The organism is Bradyrhizobium liaoningense (assembly GCF_018130825.1).
Classification (GTDB): domain Bacteria; phylum Pseudomonadota; class Alphaproteobacteria; order Rhizobiales; family Xanthobacteraceae; genus Bradyrhizobium; species Bradyrhizobium liaoningense_B.
Map to the genome: position 1 here is coordinate 508,815 of NZ_JAFCJS010000002.1, position 20,818 is coordinate 529,632.

Consider the following 20,818-nt stretch of genomic DNA (forward strand, 5'->3'; position numbering starts at 1 on the left):
ACTTCTTACATATAGATCTAACAGGCCACTGCCCATATGTCAAATCTTACGCATGGCCAAGCCTAGCGGTTGAAGCTATGCAGGGCTGCCTGTGGTCGCCGCTGTCGGAGACCGAGCCCCCCCGGCAAGCAAGTCGGCGAATAGGACCAGTCCATGTCGAAGACACCTCAAAAGAAGGCGTCCAAGAAGAGAGCCGCATCGGCGACACATCCAAAGGTCCCGACTATCGGGTACGCGATCCTGACAAGCCTGGCTCATCACCCCCATACTGGCTACGAGTTGACCCAATTGATGGGCCCTCCAAGGAATTACATGTGGGAGGCACGACACAGCCAAGTTTATCCAACGCTTCAGCTACTGACGCGCTATGGCTACGTCGCGTTCGAGGATGTTCAGCAGGACAGTAGACCCGACAAGAAGGTCTATGAGATTACAGGCCCCGGTATCGAAGCGCTTAGGAACTGGGCGAAGAAGGGCCCGACACATGTACCCGTCAGAGACGAGTTCAGCGTCAAAATGGCTGCGCTACGCATGCTCTCCCCAGGTGAAGCAGTGGCCGTGCTAACTCGACAGATTGAGCTGGTAGAGGGAGAGATAGCAGCCATCAATCTGCATCTGGTCGATTTTGCCCGCAGATTGGATATCCCTGAACCGCCACCCAGCGACCACCGGCAATTTTGTTTGATTTCGGCTATCCGGCTCTCACGTGATCTCAAGATCACTGCAGCCGATGCATACCGTAAATTACTTGACGATCTATCGCGCCAAGAAGAGAGTGCAAGGGTAGTTCGAACGCACGCGAAACGACCGCGTTGATCGGCCTGTTGCATCAGGCTTCTTGATTCCCACGAATCGGAGCGAACGCAGGATATTGCGCACAGCACACGGGATTGCTGGCTGGCGCGACGCTTCCCTGCGAGGCAGGGTGCCTTGACGAGCCTCGATCTCACATTCGTAATCGACCTTTCGACAGCCGAGATAGACCGCGCAGTCGACCACCAGCGCGCTCGCCAACAGCCGTAGCGGTGCTCCGCTCCGCGCCAACCAGACGATCGACTGCATGCGGTCCAATCTTCACTTGCCGATCACAATGTCCGAGATTGCAAACGCGGTCGTCACCAGCCAAGAGCGACGTCGCTTCATTCTACATTTGGGAAGATCAGGCCCCTTATGCCGCTTGAGCTTCTATCAGTCAGTGAGACTGGAAGCCCCATCGTTCTTCAGGAACGTGGAGAAGATTCAACGCTTCCCAACCGCATACGCTGTCGCGTCACAGCGACAATTGAGTACGCAACTGAATGTCTAGCGTTCAGAACATCGGGTGGGGATTAGCGGATTTCTCGGGCACGGCCTGGATAACGTCCCAATGCTCTACGATCTTTCCTTCCTTGTTGAAGCGAAAGATATCAACGACCGCACTGACGGCTTCAAATTTCACACGGTGATGAATCCACACTAAATCCCCCTCCGCGGAAGCTCGCTGCAGGTCGAGCTTCGCCTTTGGAGCGTTCGCGAGCAAGTCTCTCACAGCATTGACCAGAGCATCGCGACCATCAGCAACTCGCGGATTGTGCTGAATGTAGTCTGGAACCAAATACCGCTCCGCCGCGGTAAGGTCGTGATCGCCGAAAAATTCTTGAAGAAAAGACAATGCGATTTTCTTGTTGCGTTCTTCGGCTGTGAGATCACGCGGTTGCTGGGCAGCGACGACCGTGGCAAGGCACAGGCCTACAATGCCCGCCAGGAAAACGAGTGGTTTCTTGAGCATCATAGCGCGATGTTCCTCAATTGATGAGCAGGACTTTATGAGTACGGGCCTGGAGCGCTGGGCCGAGCTTCAGCAAAGAGAAGACGAAGTCAGACGGCCAAACAGCCACCACCGACTGGCCTCGTGTCGGCGAGCCCGTGGATTGAATTCCCTGCCAAGCTTCGCGCCGATGGCGACGAAAGAAACAGCGCACTGGCAGGCGTGAGTCCGCAAGCCGCCCTTCCCGCAATTAGCGCCGAGCCCGTTAGAACTGATTCCGATGATGCTTCTCTTTCCAAGCATTGCTCGCACGGTAAGGAACCTCAACGATATCGTCAAGTGACCTGACGAATTGTATCCAGCAGCGCCATCGGGCCACGAGGATGCGAACGGATCGGTTGCTCTGGCCGATCTTGCGATAACCATCCCCGAGGGGCACGGTCAACAGGGTGCGTTGTCGTCAAAATTATGCCTATGGCCGCGCTAGCGACGGAAACGGACACTCGATCGTGCTCCAATAAATGTGACATCGCGCGTCGAAGATCTGCACCTGGTCGGCCGACACGCCGCTGCTAAGGCACTTGCGGCTGACTTACTGAAGCGTCCGGCTGCTTGATCCGGAACCACGCAACGTAGAGCGCCGGCAAGAACAGCAACGTGAGCACGGTGCCCGCGATGATCCCGCCCATCATGGCGTAAGCCATCGGCCCCCAAAACACCTCCCGGGCGATCGGGATCAGGGCAAGGCTCGCCGCAGCCGCTGTCAGCATGATCGGGCGCATCCGATGCTCAGTCGCTTCCACCACAGCTTCCCAGGGCGGACGGCCCTCCGCACGGAGATGTTCGATCTGCACGATGAGAATCACCGAGTTGCGGATCAGGATGCCGATCAGGGCCAACACACCGAGGATCGCAACGAAGCCGAGTGGCGCCCCGCTTGGCAGCAGCGCTGCAACGACGCCGATCAGGGCGAGCGGCGCCACGGCAAACACGAGGAACAGGCGCTGAAAGCTCTGTAGCTGAAGCATCAGGATCGTCGCCATGCTTAGCAACATCAGCGGCACCACCGCCGCAATCGGAGCTTGGCTCTTGCCACTGTCCTCGACACTGCCTCCAACCGCGACGGAATAACCCGGCGGCAATTGCTGTGCAAATGTTGCCACTTGCGGTTTGAGCTGATCCACCACGGTGTTCGGTTGCGTCGAATCCAGAATGCCTGCCTTTAGCGTGATCGTCGGCAACCGCGAGCGTCGCCAGATCACGGGCTGTTCGAGCTCATAACGAAACTTAGCCACGGCGGCGAGCGGTACCGACTGACCGTTTGAAGCGACGAGCTGCAGATCCCGCAACGTCTCGATCGACCGACGCTCCGTGGCGGTCGCTCGACCAAGCGCATTGATCAGATAAATATCATCGCGTAGCTGGGTCGCCGTAGAGCCGTCGAGTACCCCGCTAAGGGTATTGGCGATGTCCTCGGAGGTGACCCCGAGCTGACGCGCCTTATCCTGCAGCACGTCGACCTTCACCACACGGGAAGGCTCCATCCAATCAAATACGACGTCGTCGAGATGATCGTTTTCTCGTAGAATGCCGGCGAGCTGCCAGGACAATACGCGCACCTTCTCGATCTCCGGACCGCTGATACGATACTGCACCGGCCGACCGACGGGCGGACCGATGTCAAGCAGCTTCACGTAGCCGTCGGTACCCGGGAACGTCTTCTTCAAGTAAGCTGAAAGCTCAGCCCTAATACGGTCGCGAGCCGCCAAGCTCTTGGCCACAACGACGATCTGGCCGAACGTTGCGGCTTGCGGCTGAACGTCGAACGATAGCACGAACCGTGGCGAGCTGCTGCCGACATAGGTTGACCAATGATCAATGTTTTCGTTGCCCTTCAGCGCTTCCCCTTCAAAGCGAGCCATTTGGGCGCTGGTTTCTTCGATCGATGCATTCTGCGGTAGGTTCCAGTCGACGATCAACTCGTTGCGGTCTGACGAGGGAAAGAACTGCTGCTGCACGAACTGCATAGCGCCGATCGCCAGCAAAAACACAAAAGCCGTGACTGCGATAGTGGTCCACCGCCGGCGCATGCAAACGATGAGCATGTGCGAGAATACGCGGGCGAAACGCCCTTTCTTCTCATGATGCTTTTTCATCGTCTTCGGTAAGATCGTGACCCCAAGCAATGGCGTAAACAGCACTGCAACGACCCAAGAAACCAATAACGATACAGCGATTACCACGAACAATGTAAAGGTAAACTCGCCCGCAGCGCTATTGTTCAGTCCAACCGGAATGAAGCTCGCGACCGTGACAAGCGTACCGGTCAACATCGGAAATGCAGTCGAGGTATAGACGTAGGTCGCCGCCTTCCGCAGACTATCTCCCATCTCGAGCCGAGCGACCATCATCTCCACGGCGATCATGGCATCGTCGACCAGCAGACCAAGCGCGATGATCAACGCACCGAGCGAAATTCGCTGCAAAGAGATATCGGAATAGGCCATCACCACAAAGGTGATGGCCAGGACCAATGGAATGGAAACCGCTACGACGAGGCCCGCGCGCAGGCCAAGGCTGATGAAACTGATAGCGAGTACGATTACAATGGCTTCGAACAAGGCTCTGGTAAAACCGCCGACAGCTTCTTCGACGATCTGAGGCTGATCTGAGACGAGATGCACCCCGACCCCGATCGGAAGGTCGGCGACGATCTTCTTCATCTCCTGCTTAAGCGCTTCACCGAACTCAAGCAGATTAGCGCCTGCTTTCATTCCGATCGTGAGGGCGATGACCGGCTCTCCGTTGAACCGAACCAGCGAGCTCGGCGGATCGGAATAGCCTCTTGTGATGACGGCAACGTCGCTCAGGGGAAAAAATCGGTCGTTTACTCGTAGATTGATCGCCTTCAGGCTTTCTTCAGAGGTAAATTGGCCGTTGACCCGTACGACTATCCGTTCTGGCCCCGCCTGTAGTACTCCGGAGGGAGTGACAGCGTTCTGCGCCTGCAACGCGTTTATGATTGAGCGGCTGTCGATCCCGAGCGCTGCGACTTTTCTGGTGGAGAACTCGAAATAGATGACCTCGTCCTGCGCACCGACGATGTCGACGCGACCAACATTCGGCACCGTCAACACTTTGGCGCGGACCTCCTCCACCCTATCGCGGAGTTGGCGCTGACTGAGCCCATCGCTGGTGAATGCATAGATGTTACCAAAGACGTCGCCGAACCGATCGTCAAAGGCAGGGCCGACCACGCCTTTCGGAAATTCATTCTTGATGTCGGCAATCATGTTGCGCACGCGCGCCCAGGTCGGCGCCACATCGCGGGCCTTGGTGGTATCGCGCAAATTGACAAATACCGTGGTCTGGCCGGCCGTCGTAATGCTTCTGGTATAGTCGAGCGACTCAAGCTCCTCGAGTTTCTTCTCGATCCGATCGGTCACCTGACGCGCCGTTTCCGCGGCCGAGGCGCCTGGCCACTGCGCGTGGATCAGCATGGTCTTGATGGTGAAAGCCGGATCCTCTTCGCGGCCGAGCCGCAGATAGGAGAACAACCCGGCGACCATAAAGATGATCATGAAGAACCAGATCAGCGAGCGGTGCTCAAGCGCCCAATCAGAGAGATTAAAGGATTTCACTGTACTGGCTCCTGATCGAGGCGGACCTTCTGGCCCTCCTTGAGACTGTGCACTCCAGCGGTCACTACGCGAACACCGGGTTCGAGGCCGGATTCGAGTCGCACGCTGTTTCGGTCGTCCGAAGCAATCTCGACCGTGCGTAGCGTCACCGTGCTGGTCGATGAATCCAGGAGCCAGACCATTGTCTGGCCATCCTTGCTTAGGATTGCCGATCGCGGCAGCCACAGAGCTTTTCTGCTACCCGACATGTTGACGACTACGGTTGTGCCAAGGCGGAAGGTCGCCGGCGGATCATCGAGGGTGATGCGTATCCGACGCAATCTCGTTGTGGCATCGGCCTGCGGCGCGATCTCACGGACTCTTCCGTCGGAATGAACCTCAGGATCTATCTGTAGGCTAACCGTGAACTGCAGACCGATCCGCAAATCGCTAGCGATCTCCTCGGAAACATCGATCACCGCCTCTCGGATATCGGGACGCGCGATGGTGACGACGGACTGTCCCGGCGTGACTACCTGACCGACCTGGGCACTCACCGCCGTAACGACTCCGGTGAAGTCCGCCTTGAGCTGGGTATAGCCGAGTTGCTCCTGTGCTTTGGTCAGATTCGCTTGGGCACGAACGACCGAAGACTGGGCCGCAGCGCGCGCCTGTTCGGCAGCCTCGAGAGTCGCTTTGCTCGTGGCGTCGGTCTCGATCAGCGTTCGCTGACGGCCTTCGACCCCCGTAGCGTTGCTCAACTGTGCTCGGCTGCTCACAAGATCCGCAGCCGCCGATCGAACCGCCAATTCAAGCGCGATAGGATCGATAGCTGCAACAATCTGCCCTTTGTCAACGCGATCGCCGACATTGACTGGGCGAGCAATCAGATGTCCCAGCACGCGAAAACCAAGATCGGTCTTGAACTGCGGTTGCACGGTACCCACGATGACCGCGCCATCCGATTGCATCGGAGTCACAACAGTTGACAGGACCGGCCGTACAGGCTCTGCAAGCTTGTCCATGCACCCGGACATCGGGAGGCAACCGCCAAGCACGAGCAAGACCCATATGCGATTGCTGCTCATGAAGCACCCTGGGCAAATCTAACGGCCTGACCTGGACTGAGCAGCTTGCCTCCTTCGGTGACTATCCGTTCACCCGGATCGAGCCCACCCTTGAGCACCACCATTCGCGTTTCATATTGATCGACCATCACCGGCTTTAGAAAAACTGTGCTAGTCGCCGGATTCACCACCCAGACCGCTGACGTCGCCGCCATTCTGGTTAGAGCCCCCCAGGGCAGCACGATGCGCCGACCTGACCTCCAACGCGCAGTACCCGCCACAGCACTGCCCAACATCATTGCCGCCGGCGGCTCATCGATGGCAATCTTGATCCGTACAGTCCCGGTCTTCGGATCGATGGTCGGCGATACTTCGCGCAAGCTGCCCTGCGCGACGACCTTGGAGTCGGACAGCAGGACCAGCGATACCTTGCCGCCTTCCGGCTCGCGAAGGAGTGTCGTCTCGTAGACATCGAACACTGCATCGCGGTCGCCGTCCTGCGCCAGCGTAAACGCCGATTGGCCGGCTTGTGCAACCTGACCAACTTCGAGATTTCGAACGGTAACGACGCCCGGGACCGCAGAGCGCAACTCGGTGTAACCGAGCGCATCCTTCGCCTTGCCCAGCAGGGCCTGGGCAGTCTCGAGCGAGGCCTCGGCTGTACGCGCCGCTTCTTGCGCTTGATCGTACGAGGCACGCGTGGTGAACCCGCTCGCAATCAAGGCCTTCTGCCGCTCGAATGTTGCAGCGGTCACCTTAACCTGCGATTCCGCAGCAACTACGGCCGCCGTTGCGGCATCCACGTCGGCTTGCTGCTCGGCCGGATCGATCCGCGCCAACACATCGCCGGCGTTAATATGAGACCCAACGTCCACTAGGCGTTCGGTGACCCGCCCGCTAACCCGGAAGGCCAAGTCGGTCTGCACGCGCGCCTGCACGTCACCCGTCAACGTCACAGAAATCTGACGATCCTCAAGTCGCGCGATTTCAGTCCGGACGAGTGTCGGCAGCTTGACCGTTACAGCGCCTTGGTCCTTGCAGCCAGCAAGCGCCATCGACAACAAGAACAGGTTCGCAGCGCGAACACCGATACGCGATCCAGATTTCATTACATCCTCAGGGAGGCATAAACGGGCCATGCCAGACCCTAAGGTCGGCGGCGCCGCTTATATTATTGACTTACTAGTCAGTCAATAATATAAGTTGCACGAATTATCAATATGATAAGCCACATCAAATGCCGTCAAACACAGGTCTCAAACCCAAGGTTAGGGCTCGTCGCAAGGCCGAGCGGCCCGCTGAAATTCTTGACGCTGCCTTCATTGAGTTCGCCAAGGAGGGCTATGCGGCGACGCGGCTTGAGGATGTGGCCAAACGTGTCGGCGTTACCAAAGGCACGATCTATTTTTACTTCGAAACGAAGGAACGAGTATTTGAGGAAATGATCCGACACGTCGCGCGGCCTGTATTCTCCGAACTCAACGATTTCGCAACGACGCTCAACGGCCCGTATCTTGGCCGCCTACGAGCATTGATCGGCTTTCTCTATAATCGGATTGCTAAGGACCGATCGTCGCGGGAGGTCTTCCGCTTCCTGATCGCCGAAGGTGGCCGATTTCCCGAGCTTGTCGACCGCCACTACGAGGAATTCGTACGGCCCTTCATCGATCGGTTGCGGGAGGTGGTCACGAGCGGCGTCGCAGCCGGAGAATTCCGCACGACCGCCGCGCTCGAATTCTCCGATATCTTTATGAGTCCTATCCTTATGTTGAATCTCTGGACCCTGCTGTCCGGCGATCGACGGAAGATCGACCTCGAAGCCTTCATCGATGCCCATTTCGATCTATTGATGAATGGGCTGTCTCTACCGAAACCACCAAGAAAGATACCCAACAGGCGATTCGAGTCCCCAACGAGTTCGTGAATCTCTTCACATGCTGCATCTGCCCGCTGTTGCGGCACACTAGCCCGTGGCTCGCAATACAAAGAAAGCTGCTTACCCGCCCGACTATAGGCACCCGGGATTTTCGTTCTGAGAAACAGATGGCCACCGACTTCGCATCTTTTCCCCTTTCTCTCCTCGCTATTCTGGTTCTGGCGCTGCTCTCGGCAGTGGCACCACTGGCGACAGACATGTACCTTCCCGCCTTCCCGGAAATGGCCCGCGATCTTGGCACCGGCGCTGCTGCGATCCAGGTGACGCTGACCAGCTTCTTGCTAGGATTGGCAGCGGGACAGCTCGTGATTGGTCCACTGTCTGATCGGTTCGGGCGACGCCAACCACTATTGATCGGCACCGCGGTCTGCGTCCTCTCCGGCTTGCTATGCGCGGTTGCACCAAACGTCGAATCGCTCATCGTGCTGCGTCTGGTGCAAGGGTTTGGCGGAGCAGCCGGCATCGTTCTTGCCCGAGCGGTTATTGCCGATCGCACAAGCGATGCCACGGTCACGGCGCGGCTGTTCCAGCTGATGATGATAATCGGCGGTCTGGCCCCAGTCTTGGCGCCGATCGTCGGTACGGCAATTGTCGCTTTCGCGGGGTGGCGAACGGTGCTCGCGGTCATCGCTCTGCTTTCGATGCTGTCCTTTTTCGGTGTAGTCCGTTTCGTAGAGGAGACGCTTCCACCCGAGCGTCGTACTCCGGCCGGACTCAGGGCGCTTCTCAGCGCGATACGCTCCGTCCTCAGCAGCCGGGCATATGTCGGCTACACGCTCACCACAGGCTTCGCTTTCACGGTAATGTTCGCCTACATCGCCGCTTCTCCCTTCGTGTTCCAGAAAGTTCTAGGCCTTTCGCCCGCGGCTTACTCAATCGCCTTCGGAACTAACGCTGTCGGTCTCCTGACATTCGCTGGCATGTCGGCGAAGCTTGTGGGCCGCATCCCTCCGCGGCGCCTAACGGCGATTGGCCTTGGAGTCCAACTGATCACCGCTGTTTCGCTTTTCGGTGTTGTCCTTGTAGGTAGCGGTGCGGCAGTGGTGCTGCCTTTGGTCTTTGTCACAGTCGCTTCCGTCGGGCCGATCCTAGGTAATGCAAGCGCACTAGCTCTCTCCGAGGTGCGCGACAACGCCGGCACGGCTTCGGCGGCATTGGGCGCGCTCCAGTTCTTCCTGGGAGCAATTGCGTCGCCGCTGGTGGGGCTCGGCGGCGAGGATAGCGCATTACCAATGACCGCCGCGATGGTTGTAGCTGCAGGCTTGGCGATCGTTAGCTTCGTCTTGCTAACCCGGCGCACGCACGCGGCGCCTGCCGCACCGCACTCGCTCGTACCGAAGCCTCACACTGAGTTGGGACAATTTGTGTCGAGGCACGCGACACTCTCGCATGACACACGTCATACCTGACACTAACGCCATTCGCGGTATCGACCGCCGCAGCACAAGCAACGAATTGCGAAGGTGGGAGTCGCGCAATGCGAAGGAGTTCGGAGACCAAGAAACGTCTCGGCAAACGCCGCAGCGCGGCCCGCATCGGCCGGCCCCCGCAGGGGCTTGCCGGAGAGATTGAGATGCGCATCCTTGATGCGGCACAGCGCGTCTTTCTCGAACGTGGGCTCGCCGGCGCCAGCATAGAGGAGATCGCTGGCATCGCCCGCACGGCAAAGACGAGCATCTATGCCCGCTTTCCCAGCAAGGAAGCGCTCTTCACCACGGCTGTGATACGCAACGTTGCTGCAAACATCGCGCGCTTCGAAGATCACGTGCCGACCGGGGCGACAATAGAGGAGCGCCTTGCGGACGTCGGCATCGCGCTCCTGCACTGGGCTCTGATTGATGATAACGTCGACTTAATGCGGCTGGCCATTGCCGAGGCGCGCCGGTTTCCGGATTTGGCGGGCAGCGTTCATCGCATGGCGCGGGAGAGAGGTACGGAAGGCGTGGCCCGTCTGCTAAAAGAGGCCACGCAATCCGACGCGCTGGGCAAGGCACCGGCGTTTACCCCGGAGTGCCTCACAGCAACGGCTCAATTTTTCCTTGATCTAGTCTTCCTGCCCCTGATGACGCGCGCGCTATTTGGAGAGAAGCTCAAATCCCTGCCCGCCGAGATCGAGTCGCACGTAGTGCGGAGCGTCGTCCTCTTTCTTGCCGCATGCCGGCGCGGTGGTGTCAACTGAGGACCGCGGTTTTCTCCGAAAGATATCGTAATGCGGGCGAGGTGCATTTGCGACCGGTGCGCTGAGTTGGTTTTTGGCCTGACCACGCTGGCCGACGAAGCGCAGCACTGTTGAAACGTGGCGAGGAAAAGCGGCGCTGGCCGTCAACGATGAGTACGGAGATCGACAGTTAGTTTCTATGACACTTTCCTCTACCAGGGCATTTTGCCATGGCAACCTCACGGGGCTCGACTTCCATGATGCAATGTGACCGCCGTCATCCAGAGCATCGAACGTCGCCCAGTACAGCGCACGCCCTTCCTGGATGGTGTCCATCATCGCTCTGCCAAATTCTCCACGCATCTCTCCCTCGACAAGGCATCTCGCGCCATGAAACGCATCCAGCCAGTCGAGACCAGCGAGGGGCGACTCTTTTCTCTGCAGCACCGCCGACAGGGAATTTAAGGATCGGACCACGGCATACCCAGCCGGAGGCCCGTTTTGACTGGTTCTTATCAGCAGACTGCACTTGTCTGTTCCTAGCGCTCGCGCATTCCTTATCATAGGAATGACTGAAGCTCACAATGCATTCTCCCATAGCGGTGGAAATTGGGACTCCATCATGGATGTAGGAGCAGGACGGGACATCAGTCTGAGTGCCGGCGCGGCCATTGACCAAACGTCAGCGACAGTATCGAGGTAACAACCGAGCACTAAGAGGCCATGCCTTGTTGAACAGAAGGCAAAAAGGGTTTCTCGGTAATGAGCCTGCGATATCCCTAGACAAGTTCATTCCTGCCGCGTCACGATGGAGCGCGCTCAAGGGTCCTGCGTTCCAGAATACCAGGCCCCGCGGCTTAGGACTCACAATATCCTTACTGCGTTGCGGCCACTTTCCAAGTCGGCCGGTCGGCCCTGGGTTGTTCGGGCTACGGCCGCCGCGCGAGTTCGTACTTCACTGGTTCGCCAAGCCAACCTTCAGCCCGTCGCGACCAATACGCCGTGTGAATCTGAAGCGTCTTGGGACCAAGCCTGCCGTTCCCGACCGGCTGCTTACCGATCGAGGTGATCGGAATGATTCCGCCTGCCGTACTGGTGAGGAAGATTTCATTCGCTTGCCTCAGCTGCCTCTCGGTCACGATGCCTGCGGCCGCGTCGATCCCCAAATCCTCACAGACTTCCAGCGTCGTCCGACGGGTCATGCCATCCAGCACACCGGTTGATGGCGTCACAAGCCGGCCGTCGACGTCAGTGAAAAGGTTGAACCCAGGCCCCTCCGTAATATTGCCATTGAGATCGACGAGAACAACGGTGTCTGATCCGGCGTCAAAGCCGTCGAGTAAGCTCATTTCGAAGTCGAGCCAGTGATAGTGCTTGACGAATGGATCGACCGAGGCTGAGGGAACGCGAACACGCTTGCTGATAAACAGCGACAGTCCCTTTTGTTGATCCTTGGGCTTCGCGAGCCACATGTACGGCATGCAGAAGGCCTGAAAGCGGTTCTTACAGAGCCGAATATCACGGCTACCGATCGGCGGCCGCCCTCGCGTCATGATGATCTGAACGTAGGCATCCGAGTAACCACAAATGGCCACGAGCTCGTGCGTGATTTCGCGGATGCGACCGATGGTCTCCGGCGATTGCATCCGCAACCGCTTGAGAGAGCGCTCAAACCGATCGAGATGATCTTGCAGGCGAAAGAACTGTCCATTCCAAGTCGAGATCGTTTCCTGACAGGCGTCTGATCGCAAAAAGCCCCAGTCTAGCAGCGGCAGCCTCGCCTCCTCGATGGGGCAGAACTCTCCGTCAACATAGGCCGATCCCCTCTCAAAGCGGCTTTCGATCGGCTGGCGATTGGAATGCGAATGCTCTGGCCAAACCAGTTTCCTTTCATCCGCTTCTTGGACGGCCATTCGTTTTCTCCCTCGAATTGGTAAGTCCTGTCGTCGCGACTTTTGCGCTTCGGTCAGGTGAACCGCGCTGGCGCGTATGGTGTGGGGTCGATCGCTGGCTTTTCGCCTGTCGCGAGTTGGGCAAGCAGTTGGCCGCTCATGGGCGCTCCGGTTAATCCGGAGTGTCCATGTCCGAAACATACGTGTAGGCCTCGGTGTTCGTTGATTGGGCCGATCACCGGAAGGCCGTCCGGGGTTGAAGGACGGTGGCCCATCCAGAAGCTCGTCTCGTCATACGTCAGTTGCGGGAACAAGCGCTTTGCCAGCTTGATGAGATTTTCCGCGCGCGGGAGCGTTGGCGGCGCATCCAATCCGCCGATCTCGACGGTTCCCGATACGCGCAATCCTTCCGACATTGAACTGATCCCAAAATAGCTCGTCTTGTTCAAGATCGGCATACTGAGACGAACCGACGGATTGCGCAGCATCACATGATAGCCGCGTTCGCTTTCCAGCGGAATTTTCACGCCAAGGGGATCGAGCAATCGCGCGGACCAGGCGCCAGCGGCGACGACGACCACATCCGCCTGGTAATTGTTGAGGTTCGTCATGACCGTCCAGCGGCGGGTCTCGTTACGCCAGAGCTTGACGACACGTTCCTGAATCAGTTCACCGCCCTCATTCAGGAACTGACTTGCGAGCGCACGGACCAAGGCTCCCGGATCGACTGTGTGACCGTTGCCACGAATGAGCAGACCGTACGACACACCCGACGAGATCCCCGGGAAGTACTGTCGGATCTGGTCGTTTCCCAGCGTTTCGGCTTCGATGCCCAGATAAGATCGCACCTCGTCTTCGAGGCTTTGGGGCGGCGGCTCGGTCAAGCCTTCCCACAGATAGACCTGACCATCGCGGCGCGTAAGGCGATCCATCGCATTTGCCCCAACGTTTTCTCGCCACCCTTCGAAGGTTGACTGATGAAGGGCCCGCAAGGCCGTCGAGGCATGGAAAACGTGGCTGCGCGTGCCCGAGCGCAGATAGCGCCATAGCCAAGGTAAAGCCCTCGGCAAATAACGCCCCTTCACCGTCAATGGCCCCAGCGGATCAGCAAGCCAGCCCGGCACCTTCCAGATCATGCCCGGCTGCGAAGTCGGAATCGCGGTGTCGGCCACCAGCATGCCCGAATTGCCGTAGGACGCGCCCGCCGCGGGTTGCCCCTCCTCCACGACGGTGACGGCCAAACCACGGCGCTTGAGCTGGATCGCAGCACTTAGCCCGACAGCCCCAGCCCCGATGACGAAGGCCACCTGTTCTACGTACTTATTTTCTGGCACCGGTATTGCCTTAAACTTTACGGGCGCGCGAGAGACGCTCGGCAATCACGACGAATGCCGTGATCAAGATCAGCAAGACGACCGAAACGGCGGCCAGCGTCGGACTCACCTTCAACAGGGCGTCATCCCACATTTGCTTTGGAAGCGTTCCGAACAGGCCGCCGGTGACGAAGAGAGCTACCGTCAACTCGTCAAACGAGGTCACGAATGCGAACAGATAGGCGGCTATCAGACCGTTCCGGATGAGGGGGAGCGTGATGCGGCGGAGCGTGGCGATGCGCCGGGCTCCCATCGTCGATGCAGCCTGCTCGAGGCGCCAGTCATGATGCCGGAGCACGGCCATCACGGTGATGGTCACGTAGGGTACAGAAAGAACCGCATGCCCAATGACTAGCCCCAGAGTCGTTCCGATCAGACCAAGCTGCGCGAACAGGTAGAAGAGCCCAACCGCCGTGACAATGCGAGGCACGATCAAGGGCGCCAGGATCAACGCGAGCACACCCGACTTGCCGGGCAGATCGAACCGGTTCAGCGCGAACGCCGCAGGTGTCCCTATCAGGAGCGCCAGCAATGCAGACAGTCCCGCAACCACGAAGGATCGTGTACCCGCCTGCAGCCATTGCGGAGACTCGGCGATAGCAAGGTACCATTGGGAGGAGATGAGAGTGGGCGGCCATTCGATGAATGCCCCCTTCGAAAACGAGACCGGGATCAGGAACAGGGCCGGAACCGAAAGAAACAACAGAACGAAGACCCGCGACGCCCACCCAACCGCAAAGGGTCCTCCGCTGATGCCGATCGCACCGAACGAAGAAGACACGCTATCCGACAAGCGGCCGGCCAGCGCCAGACACGCCTTGCCGATCTTGGTCGAGCCGCTCGAGGATCCGGACCTGTCGCTCGCCTCGCCGGCCAGCGTCGACATGCCGACAAGCCGGTCATAGGCCAGGAAGATGATCACGGTCGCGGTGATCAGCAGGGCGGAGATGGCGCCAGCGAACGGCCAGTTCATCATCTCCTGGATCTGCTGGATGATGAGCTGCCCGATCATCGTCTGCTTTGGCGAGCCGAGAAGGGCCGGTGTGATGAAAAAGCCCAGGGCGGAGATGAAAACGAGCAGTCCAGCGGCGGCGACGCCGGGGAAAGACAACGGAAAATAGACACGCCAGAACGTTGCCCCTCCGCGCGCCCCCATGATGGACGCCGCCCGTTCCAGATCGCGGTTGATCTTCTCCATCACGGGCACGAGCGTCAGAATCGCTAGCGGCATCAACGCGTGAACCATGCCGACCAGGACGCCCGCCATATTGAAGATCAGGTCCAAGGGCGCTTTCGTGAGCCCGAGCTTCAGGAGCGTGTCGTTGACGACGCCGGTTCGCCCCAACAGCACGATCCAGGCAAAGGTGCGAACGAGGAAGCTCGTCCAGAACGGCAGAAGGACCCAAAGCATCAAACGCGCGCGACTTTGTCCGTCTGCGCGCGAGATGGCATAGGCGACCGGATAGCCAGCAATCAGTGAAACGATCGTGGTCCAGAACGCAATCTGCAGTGTCGTCCACAGCACCGAGACATACACCGGCGATCCGAACAACCGGCTATACTGGAGCAGCGTGAAATGGCCTGAACCATCAAACAGGCTGAGGCCCAGGAGCCTGGCGACCGGATAGAGGAAAAAGCCGCCAAGCAGAACCGCGATTGGAATCAGAAGCGCCCACCCACCGACGTTCTGGCGATTCGGCGACATCATGAGGGGCCCGGATGGCCTCGTTTCAGATACGATGGTCACTAGCTTCGTCGACCTCACGCTGCTCTTGGAAGCACAATTCCTGCACCGGTCTCCCAGCCGATGCGAACAGGTTCACCAGGCATAAGCCGATCATTCCCCGCAGTCAGCAGAAGAGCCGTCAGCCGACTGCCCTCCTCGGTATCGATCGTGACGCGTGTCAGCGCGCCAAGCATCACGCACTCGCGAATCTTGCCGGTCAGCTGGTTGTCGGCGACATCGCCGCCCGCAAGCAACCTCAGGCGCTCCGGACGAATCCCGAGAAGGGCTTCGCCTTCGGCAGGGCTACCGTCCAGCGCGCATCCATGAAACATCGTCCCAACCGTGGTTTTGAGCTCTCGCTTGTCGCCCACGGAGCCGGTGATCGAGACCGGCAGCAGGTTGGACTCGCCGATGAAGTTTGCTGCAAAAGCCGTCTGGGGCCGGAAATACAGTTCATCGGGCGTACCGATCTGCTCGATCTGCGCGTTGTTCATGAGACAAATTCGGTCAGAAAGACCCATCGCCTCATCCTGATCGTGCGTCACATAAAGCACCGTGATGCCGAGCTCCCTGTGGAGGCGACGAATTTCCTCCTGCATTTGCTCGCGCAGCTTCTTGTCGAGTGCGCCGAGCGGTTCATCCATCAGGATGATCGACGGCCGATAGACCATGGCGCGAGCGAGCGCCACGCGCTGTTGCTGCCCCCCCGACAGTCGCGCAGGCAAACGGTCCGCGAGATGGCCAAGGCGGACCAGATCAAGCGTCGCACGCACCCGCAGTTCGATTTCCGCCTTCGGCAGGCGCCGCATCTCAAGCGGAAATGCCACGTTCTCTGCGACGGTCAGATGCGGAAAAAGCGCGTAGCTCTGGAACACCATGCCGATGTCCCGATCGTAACTCGGCGCATTCGTCGCCGGGCGACCGTCGATCATCACCTGTCCCGACGTCGGCATGACCAAGCCTGCAACGATCATGAGCAGGGTCGTCTTTCCCGAACCGGACGGCCCCAGCAGCGTCAGGAACTCGCCTTCCGCGAGATCGAAGGATGCCCCCTGGAGCGCAACGACCGGACCATAGGTCTTTCCGACGTTGCGCGTCGCGAGCTTGATCGGCTTTGCCAAATTAGCTCCCGTCATCCCAGCAGCCACGCGTTGAAGCGCTCCTGAACGGCGCTCTGCGATCCGGCCCAGTATTTGGTGTTGATCTGGACAGCAGTCTTCAAGTTGTCCGGCGAGGTCGGAAGCACCTTCGCACGCTCGGCGTCGATATATTTGTAGGCGTCGGGGTGAACGGGGCCGTAGGACAGGTTCTTGGTGAACGCCGCCTGACGCTGCGGATCCCGCGTGAACGCGATGAACTCCCGCACGAGATCGGCCTTCGGTCCGCCCTTGATGACGCAGAAGCCCTCGGTACCAAGAAGACCCTGGTTGAAGACCACCTTTGCCGGCGCCCCCTCGTCGATGGCCGCCTGGGCGCGCGCGTTCCACGTCGGGCAAAGATCCACTTCCCGCGTTTTGAGCATTTGCGAAGTCTGGGCACCGCCCGTCCACCAAATCTGTACGTCCTTCTTCAGACGATCCAAGCTCTTGAAGGCGCGATCTAGGTCCAATGGGTACAGCTGATCAGCAGGAACACCATCAGCAAGGAGCGCCTGCTCGAGCGTGTCTTGCGGCGCCTTGCGTAATGCACGCCGGCCCGGGAAATCCTTCACGTTCCAGAAATCCGTCCACGAACCCGGAGTTTTTTTGCCGGTGAAGGCGTCGTCGCGATAGGCGAACACCGTCTGAAGAGCGAGAACGGGCATGAAGCTCGGCGTGACGTAGCGCTCCGGGATGCCGCCGGCCGAGGCCCTGTGCTCATCGAGGAACATGCCGGATTTCGGGTCCATCAGCACATCATGGGACATGTTGTTCAGCAGAGCGCCGTCCCAGACGTAGCTCTTTGTCTCAACCATGCTCTTGATGTAGGCGATCGGATCATGCTGGCCGACGACGCCGGCCACTTCGATGCCTGTGGCCTTCTTGAAGGGTTCGTAGAACGCGACAGTGAAGCCGGGAGTGTAGGGACCACCAGGATCGCGCAGAACGATGCGACGACTCTCCTGAGCCCTCAGTCCCCAGATCGCGGGCGCGAACACTGATCCACCGGCGATTGCGGCAGTCCCCAGGAATGCGCGGCGCGATAGCGCGATCGTTTGCTTCTTGCTCATGACCTCCCTTTCCTTCCCGTCGAACCCTAACCTCCACATCGTTGACATGTCAGTTCTGACATGTCAATGGGCTTTCACTTTTCCAGCTTGGCAAAATCGAGGGAGAATGCGCCATGACGATCCACCGCAGCGGCACCAACAAGCGTCTTAGCAAGCTCGTCATTCACCGCGGAATTGCGTACCTGGCGGGACAGGTTGCCGACAATCTGAACGCCCCAGTCGAGGTGCAAACCAAGGAAACACTCGCGAAAATTGATGCACTGCTCAAGGAGGCCGGCACCGACAAGACAAAGATCCTGTCGGCGCAGATCTGGCTCGCATCGATGGGCGACGCGCCGAAGATGAATGCGGCTTGGGAAGAATGGATGCCGAAAGATCAGGCGCCGGCGCGCGCCACGGTCGGCGCGCCACTCGCCTCGGAACGGCACCTCGTCGAGATCAAGGTCACCGCCGCCATCGACTGATGACCTGTCAGGATCTCGCTGCGGCCAGGCGCGCCGGGATCCTTAAGGTCCGTCGACCGGTAATGAGTTCAGGCGCAGCCGCAAAGACGGCCATGACCCGATCCTGACTGCGCCTGATCCCATCGAGCGTCGTTTTGTGCGCCGTAGCTCGATCGCCTGCAACAATGGCCTCGATCATCGGGCCGTGACCGCGCGACCAGTCGTCTGACAGCTCAGATTCACTGGCCGTCAGATACAGGATGCGGAGCGACTCGTCGTGCAGCTTTGCCACCGATTTCGCGAGCCTGGGGCTTCCACTTGCGTCCGCGATCGCGACATGAAAGTCGCGGTTGGCGAGCAGAAACCGCCTCTTCGCCGTGATGTCGCTGACCCGATAGGGATTCGCGCAGGCCTTGTTCAGGCGCTTAAGCTTCGCCTCGGAAATGTTGCCGGCCGCACGCGCAGCGGACTCAGGTTCGACGATCTCGCGCATGGCGAAGATATCCACCACATCTTCCATTGTCATCGGTGCCACGACATGTCCGCTACGCGGCCTGCTCGTGACCCAACCATCCTGGCCAAGCCGCGACAGGGCGTGGCGCACCGAAGCCTTGCCGACACCATAGTGGGCTGCGAGATAGCCCTCGGACAGCTCCTCGCCCGGCGGCAGCTCGCAGGAAATGATCGCAAGCTTCAGCGTCTCGTAAAACTGATCCTTGATCTGACCTTCGATCGCTTCGTCCAAGGCGAGTCCTCTCGTTCTATTGACATGTCAGATGTGACATGTCAGATACTTCGGAGAAAGGATAGCCGATATGCCGAAAATTGTGAAGTCAGGACGAGACGCTGGCGCGCAGGCCGCTGAGGATGCAGGCATCCGGGCGACAGTGGAATCCCTGTTGGCCGATATTGCCTCGCGGGGCGATGCTGCCGTACGCGACGCATCGCGCAAGTTCGACGGCTGGGACCGTGTCGATTTCAGGCTCACGGACAAGGAAGTTGCGGACTGCATCAGCCAGCTGTCGCGTCAGGATCTCGACGATATTCGGTTCGCGCAGGACCAGGTCCGCAACTTCGCCGAAATTCAGCGCTCCGCGCTCAAGGACGTCGAAGCCGAGACGCTTCCTGGCGTCATCCTTGGCCACAAGAACATCCCGGTCGATTCTGTCGGTTGCTACGTTCCGGGCGGAAAATATCCCCTACTCGCATCGGCGCACATGTCGGTCATCACGGCGAAGGTCGCGGGCGTGAAGCGAGTCTTGACTTGCGCCCCCCCCTATCAAGGCCGCCCGGCTCCGGCGATCGTCGCGGCTCAGAAGCTGGCAGGCGCTGACGAGATCTTCTGTCTCGGTGGCGTTCAGGCAGTCGGCGCGATGGCGCTCGGCACCAAGACCATCCCGGCGGTCGACATGCTGGTCGGCCCGGGCAATGCCTACGTCGCCGAAGCCAAACGGCAGTTGTTCGGTCAGGTCGGCATCGACCTTTTTGCCGGTCCGACCGAGACCCTGGTGGTCGCCGACGATTCGACCGACGGCGAGATGTGCGCCACCGACCTGCTTGGCCAGGCCGAGCATGGGCCCGACTCTCCGGCGATCCTGCTGACGACATCCGAGAAGCTCGCAAAGGACACGCTTGCCGAAATCGAAAGACTGCTCGGCATTCTGCCGACGGCGGCGATTGCCCGGAAAGCCTGGGAAGCGCACGGCGAGGTCATCGTTTGCGCGGACGACGCCGAGATGGTGCGGGAGGCCAATCGCATCGCGTCCGAGCACGTCCAGGTCATGACGCACGATCCCGATTACTTCCTCGAGAACCTCACCAATTATGGCTCGCTCTTCCTCGGGCCGCGCACCAACGTGGCGTTCGGGGACAAGGTCATCGGGACGAACCACACGCTTCCGACACGGACCGCAGCACGGTATACTGGCGGCCTCTGGGTCGGAAAGTTTCTGAAGACCGTAACGTACCAGCGTGTCGTCACCGACAAAGCCGCGGCAGAGGTGGGCGCGTACTGCTCGCGTCTGTGCACCCTCGAGGGATTTGTCGGCCACGCTGAGCAAGCAAACATTCGGGTCCGGCGTTATGGAGGAAAGAATGTGCCCTACGGCGCGCCAGTTCCCGCAACGGTGACATCATGATCAAGCGCGCCCTACCCTATGAGGGACTACTTCACGAAGTCGTCGAGCATGATGGGTTGCTTTACATAGGCGGGATCGTCGCTGAGGACACGAGCCTTGACATGACTGGCCAGGCAAATGATGTGCTCGGCCAATTGTCGCGTTTGCTGGGATCCCTCGGATCCGACTTCTCCAATGTCTTGCAGGCGACCATCTACGTTACGAATCTTGGCGAGAAAGCCGAATTCGATTCGGCCTGGAAGGTGCATTTTTCAAAGGCCCACCTGCCGGCTCGGGCTGTGATCGGCGTCGCCGATCTCGGCTCGGGCGTTAAACTCGAGATGACCGTGATTGCGGCTCGCCGGATTGCGGTCTGAGATGTGACGGTTGCACTGATGTGCAGCGAACTGCCGTAGCGCAAAATCTCCTGGAGGATGAGGACGCTATCCTCGTCGGCGTACGCTGGCGCGAACGCTTCACGCTTCTGGCAAGCGCAGATCTGCATCAGATCACCCCATCGGCGCGGCTGC

General features: G+C 59.3%; 17 protein-coding genes. 7 read left to right on the forward strand and 10 right to left on the reverse strand.

Annotation, left to right across the window (positions count from 1 at the left end; all coding sequences use genetic code 11):
- The first annotated feature begins 153 nt into the window (after positions 1-153).
- Positions 154-816, forward strand: coding sequence for a PadR family transcriptional regulator (locus tag JQ603_RS10845; RefSeq protein WP_212339311.1), 663 nt, complete (start codon positions 154-156; stop codon positions 814-816).
- Between the two features lie 493 nt (positions 817-1,309).
- Here the strand turns inward: JQ603_RS10845 and JQ603_RS10850 are convergent, their stop codons facing one another.
- From JQ603_RS10850 to JQ603_RS10865, 4 genes are all read right to left on the reverse strand, one after another.
- Positions 1,310-1,771, reverse strand: a complete 462-nt coding sequence (locus tag JQ603_RS10850; protein WP_212339314.1) for a nuclear transport factor 2 family protein — start codon at positions 1,769-1,771, stop codon at positions 1,310-1,312.
- 548 nt (positions 1,772-2,319) lie between these two features.
- The gene (locus JQ603_RS10855) at positions 2,320-5,388 is read right to left on the reverse strand and encodes an efflux RND transporter permease subunit (RefSeq protein WP_212339317.1); all 3,069 of its coding nucleotides are present in this window, start codon (positions 5,386-5,388) and stop codon (positions 2,320-2,322) included.
- Positions 5,385-6,455: an efflux RND transporter periplasmic adaptor subunit gene (locus JQ603_RS10860; protein ID WP_212339320.1), complete on the reverse strand. Its 1,071-nt coding sequence runs from the start codon at positions 6,453-6,455 to the stop codon at positions 5,385-5,387. Before JQ603_RS10860 ends, JQ603_RS10855 begins: the two co-directional genes overlap by 4 nt.
- Positions 6,452-7,543: an efflux RND transporter periplasmic adaptor subunit gene (locus tag JQ603_RS10865; protein WP_212339323.1), complete on the reverse strand. Its 1,092-nt coding sequence runs from the start codon at positions 7,541-7,543 to the stop codon at positions 6,452-6,454. The genes JQ603_RS10860 and JQ603_RS10865 overlap by 4 nt, the downstream gene beginning before the upstream one ends.
- Positions 7,544-7,671: 128 nt before the next feature.
- On the opposite strand from JQ603_RS10865, the gene JQ603_RS10870 reads away from it, so the two are divergent.
- The 3 genes from JQ603_RS10870 to JQ603_RS10880 all read left to right on the forward strand — a co-directional run bounded on the left by JQ603_RS10870 (position 7,672) and on the right by JQ603_RS10880 (position 10,549).
- Entirely contained in the window at positions 7,672-8,358 is a 687-nt protein-coding gene (locus JQ603_RS10870) for a TetR/AcrR family transcriptional regulator (RefSeq protein ID WP_212339326.1), read from the forward strand.
- A gap of 119 nt (positions 8,359-8,477) precedes the next feature.
- A complete protein-coding gene (locus tag JQ603_RS10875) occupies positions 8,478-9,779 on the forward strand; it encodes a multidrug effflux MFS transporter (RefSeq protein WP_212339328.1) in 1,302 nt (433 codons plus the stop codon).
- 68 nt (positions 9,780-9,847) lie between these two features.
- On the forward strand, positions 9,848-10,549 hold the full coding sequence (locus tag JQ603_RS10880; protein WP_212339330.1) for a TetR/AcrR family transcriptional regulator: 702 nt from the start codon (positions 9,848-9,850) through the stop codon (positions 10,547-10,549).
- Positions 10,550-11,457: 908 nt separating this feature from the next.
- Here the strand turns inward: JQ603_RS10880 and JQ603_RS10885 are convergent.
- From JQ603_RS10885 to JQ603_RS10905, 5 genes are read right to left on the reverse strand one after another with little or no spacing between them, the layout of a single operon-like run.
- Complete coding sequence (locus JQ603_RS10885) at positions 11,458-12,441, reverse strand: aminotransferase class IV (protein WP_212339342.1); 984 nt, start codon at positions 12,439-12,441, stop codon at positions 11,458-11,460.
- Positions 12,442-12,494: 53 nt separating this feature from the next.
- Positions 12,495-13,754 carry an NAD(P)/FAD-dependent oxidoreductase gene (locus JQ603_RS10890; protein ID WP_349630728.1) on the reverse strand — a complete coding sequence of 420 codons (1,260 nt, stop codon included), beginning with the start codon at positions 13,752-13,754 and terminating at the stop codon, positions 12,495-12,497.
- 10 nt (positions 13,755-13,764) lie between these two features.
- Positions 13,765-15,501, reverse strand: coding sequence for an ABC transporter permease subunit (locus JQ603_RS10895; RefSeq protein ID WP_212339347.1), 1,737 nt, complete (start codon positions 15,499-15,501; stop codon positions 13,765-13,767).
- Positions 15,502-15,554: 53 nt separating this feature from the next.
- Positions 15,555-16,640: an ABC transporter ATP-binding protein gene (locus JQ603_RS10900; RefSeq protein WP_245003546.1), complete on the reverse strand. Its 1,086-nt coding sequence runs from the start codon at positions 16,638-16,640 to the stop codon at positions 15,555-15,557.
- 11 nt (positions 16,641-16,651) lie between these two features.
- Positions 16,652-17,728, reverse strand: coding sequence for an ABC transporter substrate-binding protein (locus tag JQ603_RS10905; protein WP_212339350.1), 1,077 nt, complete (start codon positions 17,726-17,728; stop codon positions 16,652-16,654).
- Positions 17,729-17,841: 113 nt separating this feature from the next.
- On the opposite strand from JQ603_RS10905, the gene JQ603_RS10910 reads away from it, so the two are divergent.
- Positions 17,842-18,192 (forward strand): RidA family protein, encoded by a 351-nt coding sequence (locus JQ603_RS10910; RefSeq protein ID WP_212339353.1) that lies wholly within the window; start codon positions 17,842-17,844, stop codon positions 18,190-18,192.
- A 7-nt stretch (positions 18,193-18,199) separates the two neighbouring features.
- Here JQ603_RS10910 and JQ603_RS10915 read toward each other — a convergent pair whose 3' ends face one another.
- Positions 18,200-18,916, reverse strand: coding sequence for a GntR family transcriptional regulator (locus JQ603_RS10915; protein ID WP_212339355.1), 717 nt, complete (start codon positions 18,914-18,916; stop codon positions 18,200-18,202).
- 70 nt (positions 18,917-18,986) lie between these two features.
- Between JQ603_RS10915 and hisD the strand changes: the two genes are divergently transcribed.
- Both hisD and JQ603_RS10925 read left to right on the forward strand, forming a co-directional pair.
- Positions 18,987-20,309: a histidinol dehydrogenase gene (gene hisD, locus JQ603_RS10920; protein ID WP_212339357.1), complete on the forward strand. Its 1,323-nt coding sequence runs from the start codon at positions 18,987-18,989 to the stop codon at positions 20,307-20,309.
- Complete coding sequence (locus tag JQ603_RS10925; protein ID WP_212339359.1) at positions 20,306-20,665, forward strand: RidA family protein; 360 nt, start codon at positions 20,306-20,308, stop codon at positions 20,663-20,665. Before hisD ends, JQ603_RS10925 begins: the two co-directional genes overlap by 4 nt.
- Positions 20,666-20,818: the final 153 nt, after the last annotated feature.

What these genes read in the sequence shown, in the direction of transcription:
- JQ603_RS10845 (WP_212339311.1), top strand. Translation starts at nt 154, where the DNA reads ATGTCGAAGACACCTCAAAAGAAGGCGTCCAAGAAGAGAGCCGCATCG.
- JQ603_RS10850 (WP_212339314.1), bottom strand. Translation starts at nt 1,771, where the DNA reads ATGATGCTCAAGAAACCACTCGTTTTCCTGGCGGGCATTGTAGGCCTG.
- JQ603_RS10860 (WP_212339320.1), bottom strand. Translation starts at nt 6,455, where the DNA reads ATGAGCAGCAATCGCATATGGGTCTTGCTCGTGCTTGGCGGTTGCCTC.
- JQ603_RS10865 (WP_212339323.1), bottom strand. Translation starts at nt 7,543, where the DNA reads ATGAAATCTGGATCGCGTATCGGTGTTCGCGCTGCGAACCTGTTCTTG.
- JQ603_RS10870 (WP_212339326.1), top strand. Translation starts at nt 7,672, where the DNA reads ATGCCGTCAAACACAGGTCTCAAACCCAAGGTTAGGGCTCGTCGCAAG.
- JQ603_RS10875 (WP_212339328.1), top strand. Translation starts at nt 8,478, where the DNA reads ATGGCCACCGACTTCGCATCTTTTCCCCTTTCTCTCCTCGCTATTCTG.
- JQ603_RS10880 (WP_212339330.1), top strand. Translation starts at nt 9,848, where the DNA reads ATGCGAAGGAGTTCGGAGACCAAGAAACGTCTCGGCAAACGCCGCAGC.
- JQ603_RS10885 (WP_212339342.1), bottom strand. Translation starts at nt 12,441, where the DNA reads ATGGCCGTCCAAGAAGCGGATGAAAGGAAACTGGTTTGGCCAGAGCAT.
- JQ603_RS10895 (WP_212339347.1), bottom strand. Translation starts at nt 15,501, where the DNA reads ATGATGTCGCCGAATCGCCAGAACGTCGGTGGGTGGGCGCTTCTGATT.
- JQ603_RS10905 (WP_212339350.1), bottom strand. Translation starts at nt 17,728, where the DNA reads ATGAGCAAGAAGCAAACGATCGCGCTATCGCGCCGCGCATTCCTGGGG.
- JQ603_RS10910 (WP_212339353.1), top strand. Translation starts at nt 17,842, where the DNA reads ATGACGATCCACCGCAGCGGCACCAACAAGCGTCTTAGCAAGCTCGTC.
- hisD (WP_212339357.1), top strand. Translation starts at nt 18,987, where the DNA reads ATGCCGAAAATTGTGAAGTCAGGACGAGACGCTGGCGCGCAGGCCGCT.
- JQ603_RS10925 (WP_212339359.1), top strand. Translation starts at nt 20,306, where the DNA reads ATGATCAAGCGCGCCCTACCCTATGAGGGACTACTTCACGAAGTCGTC.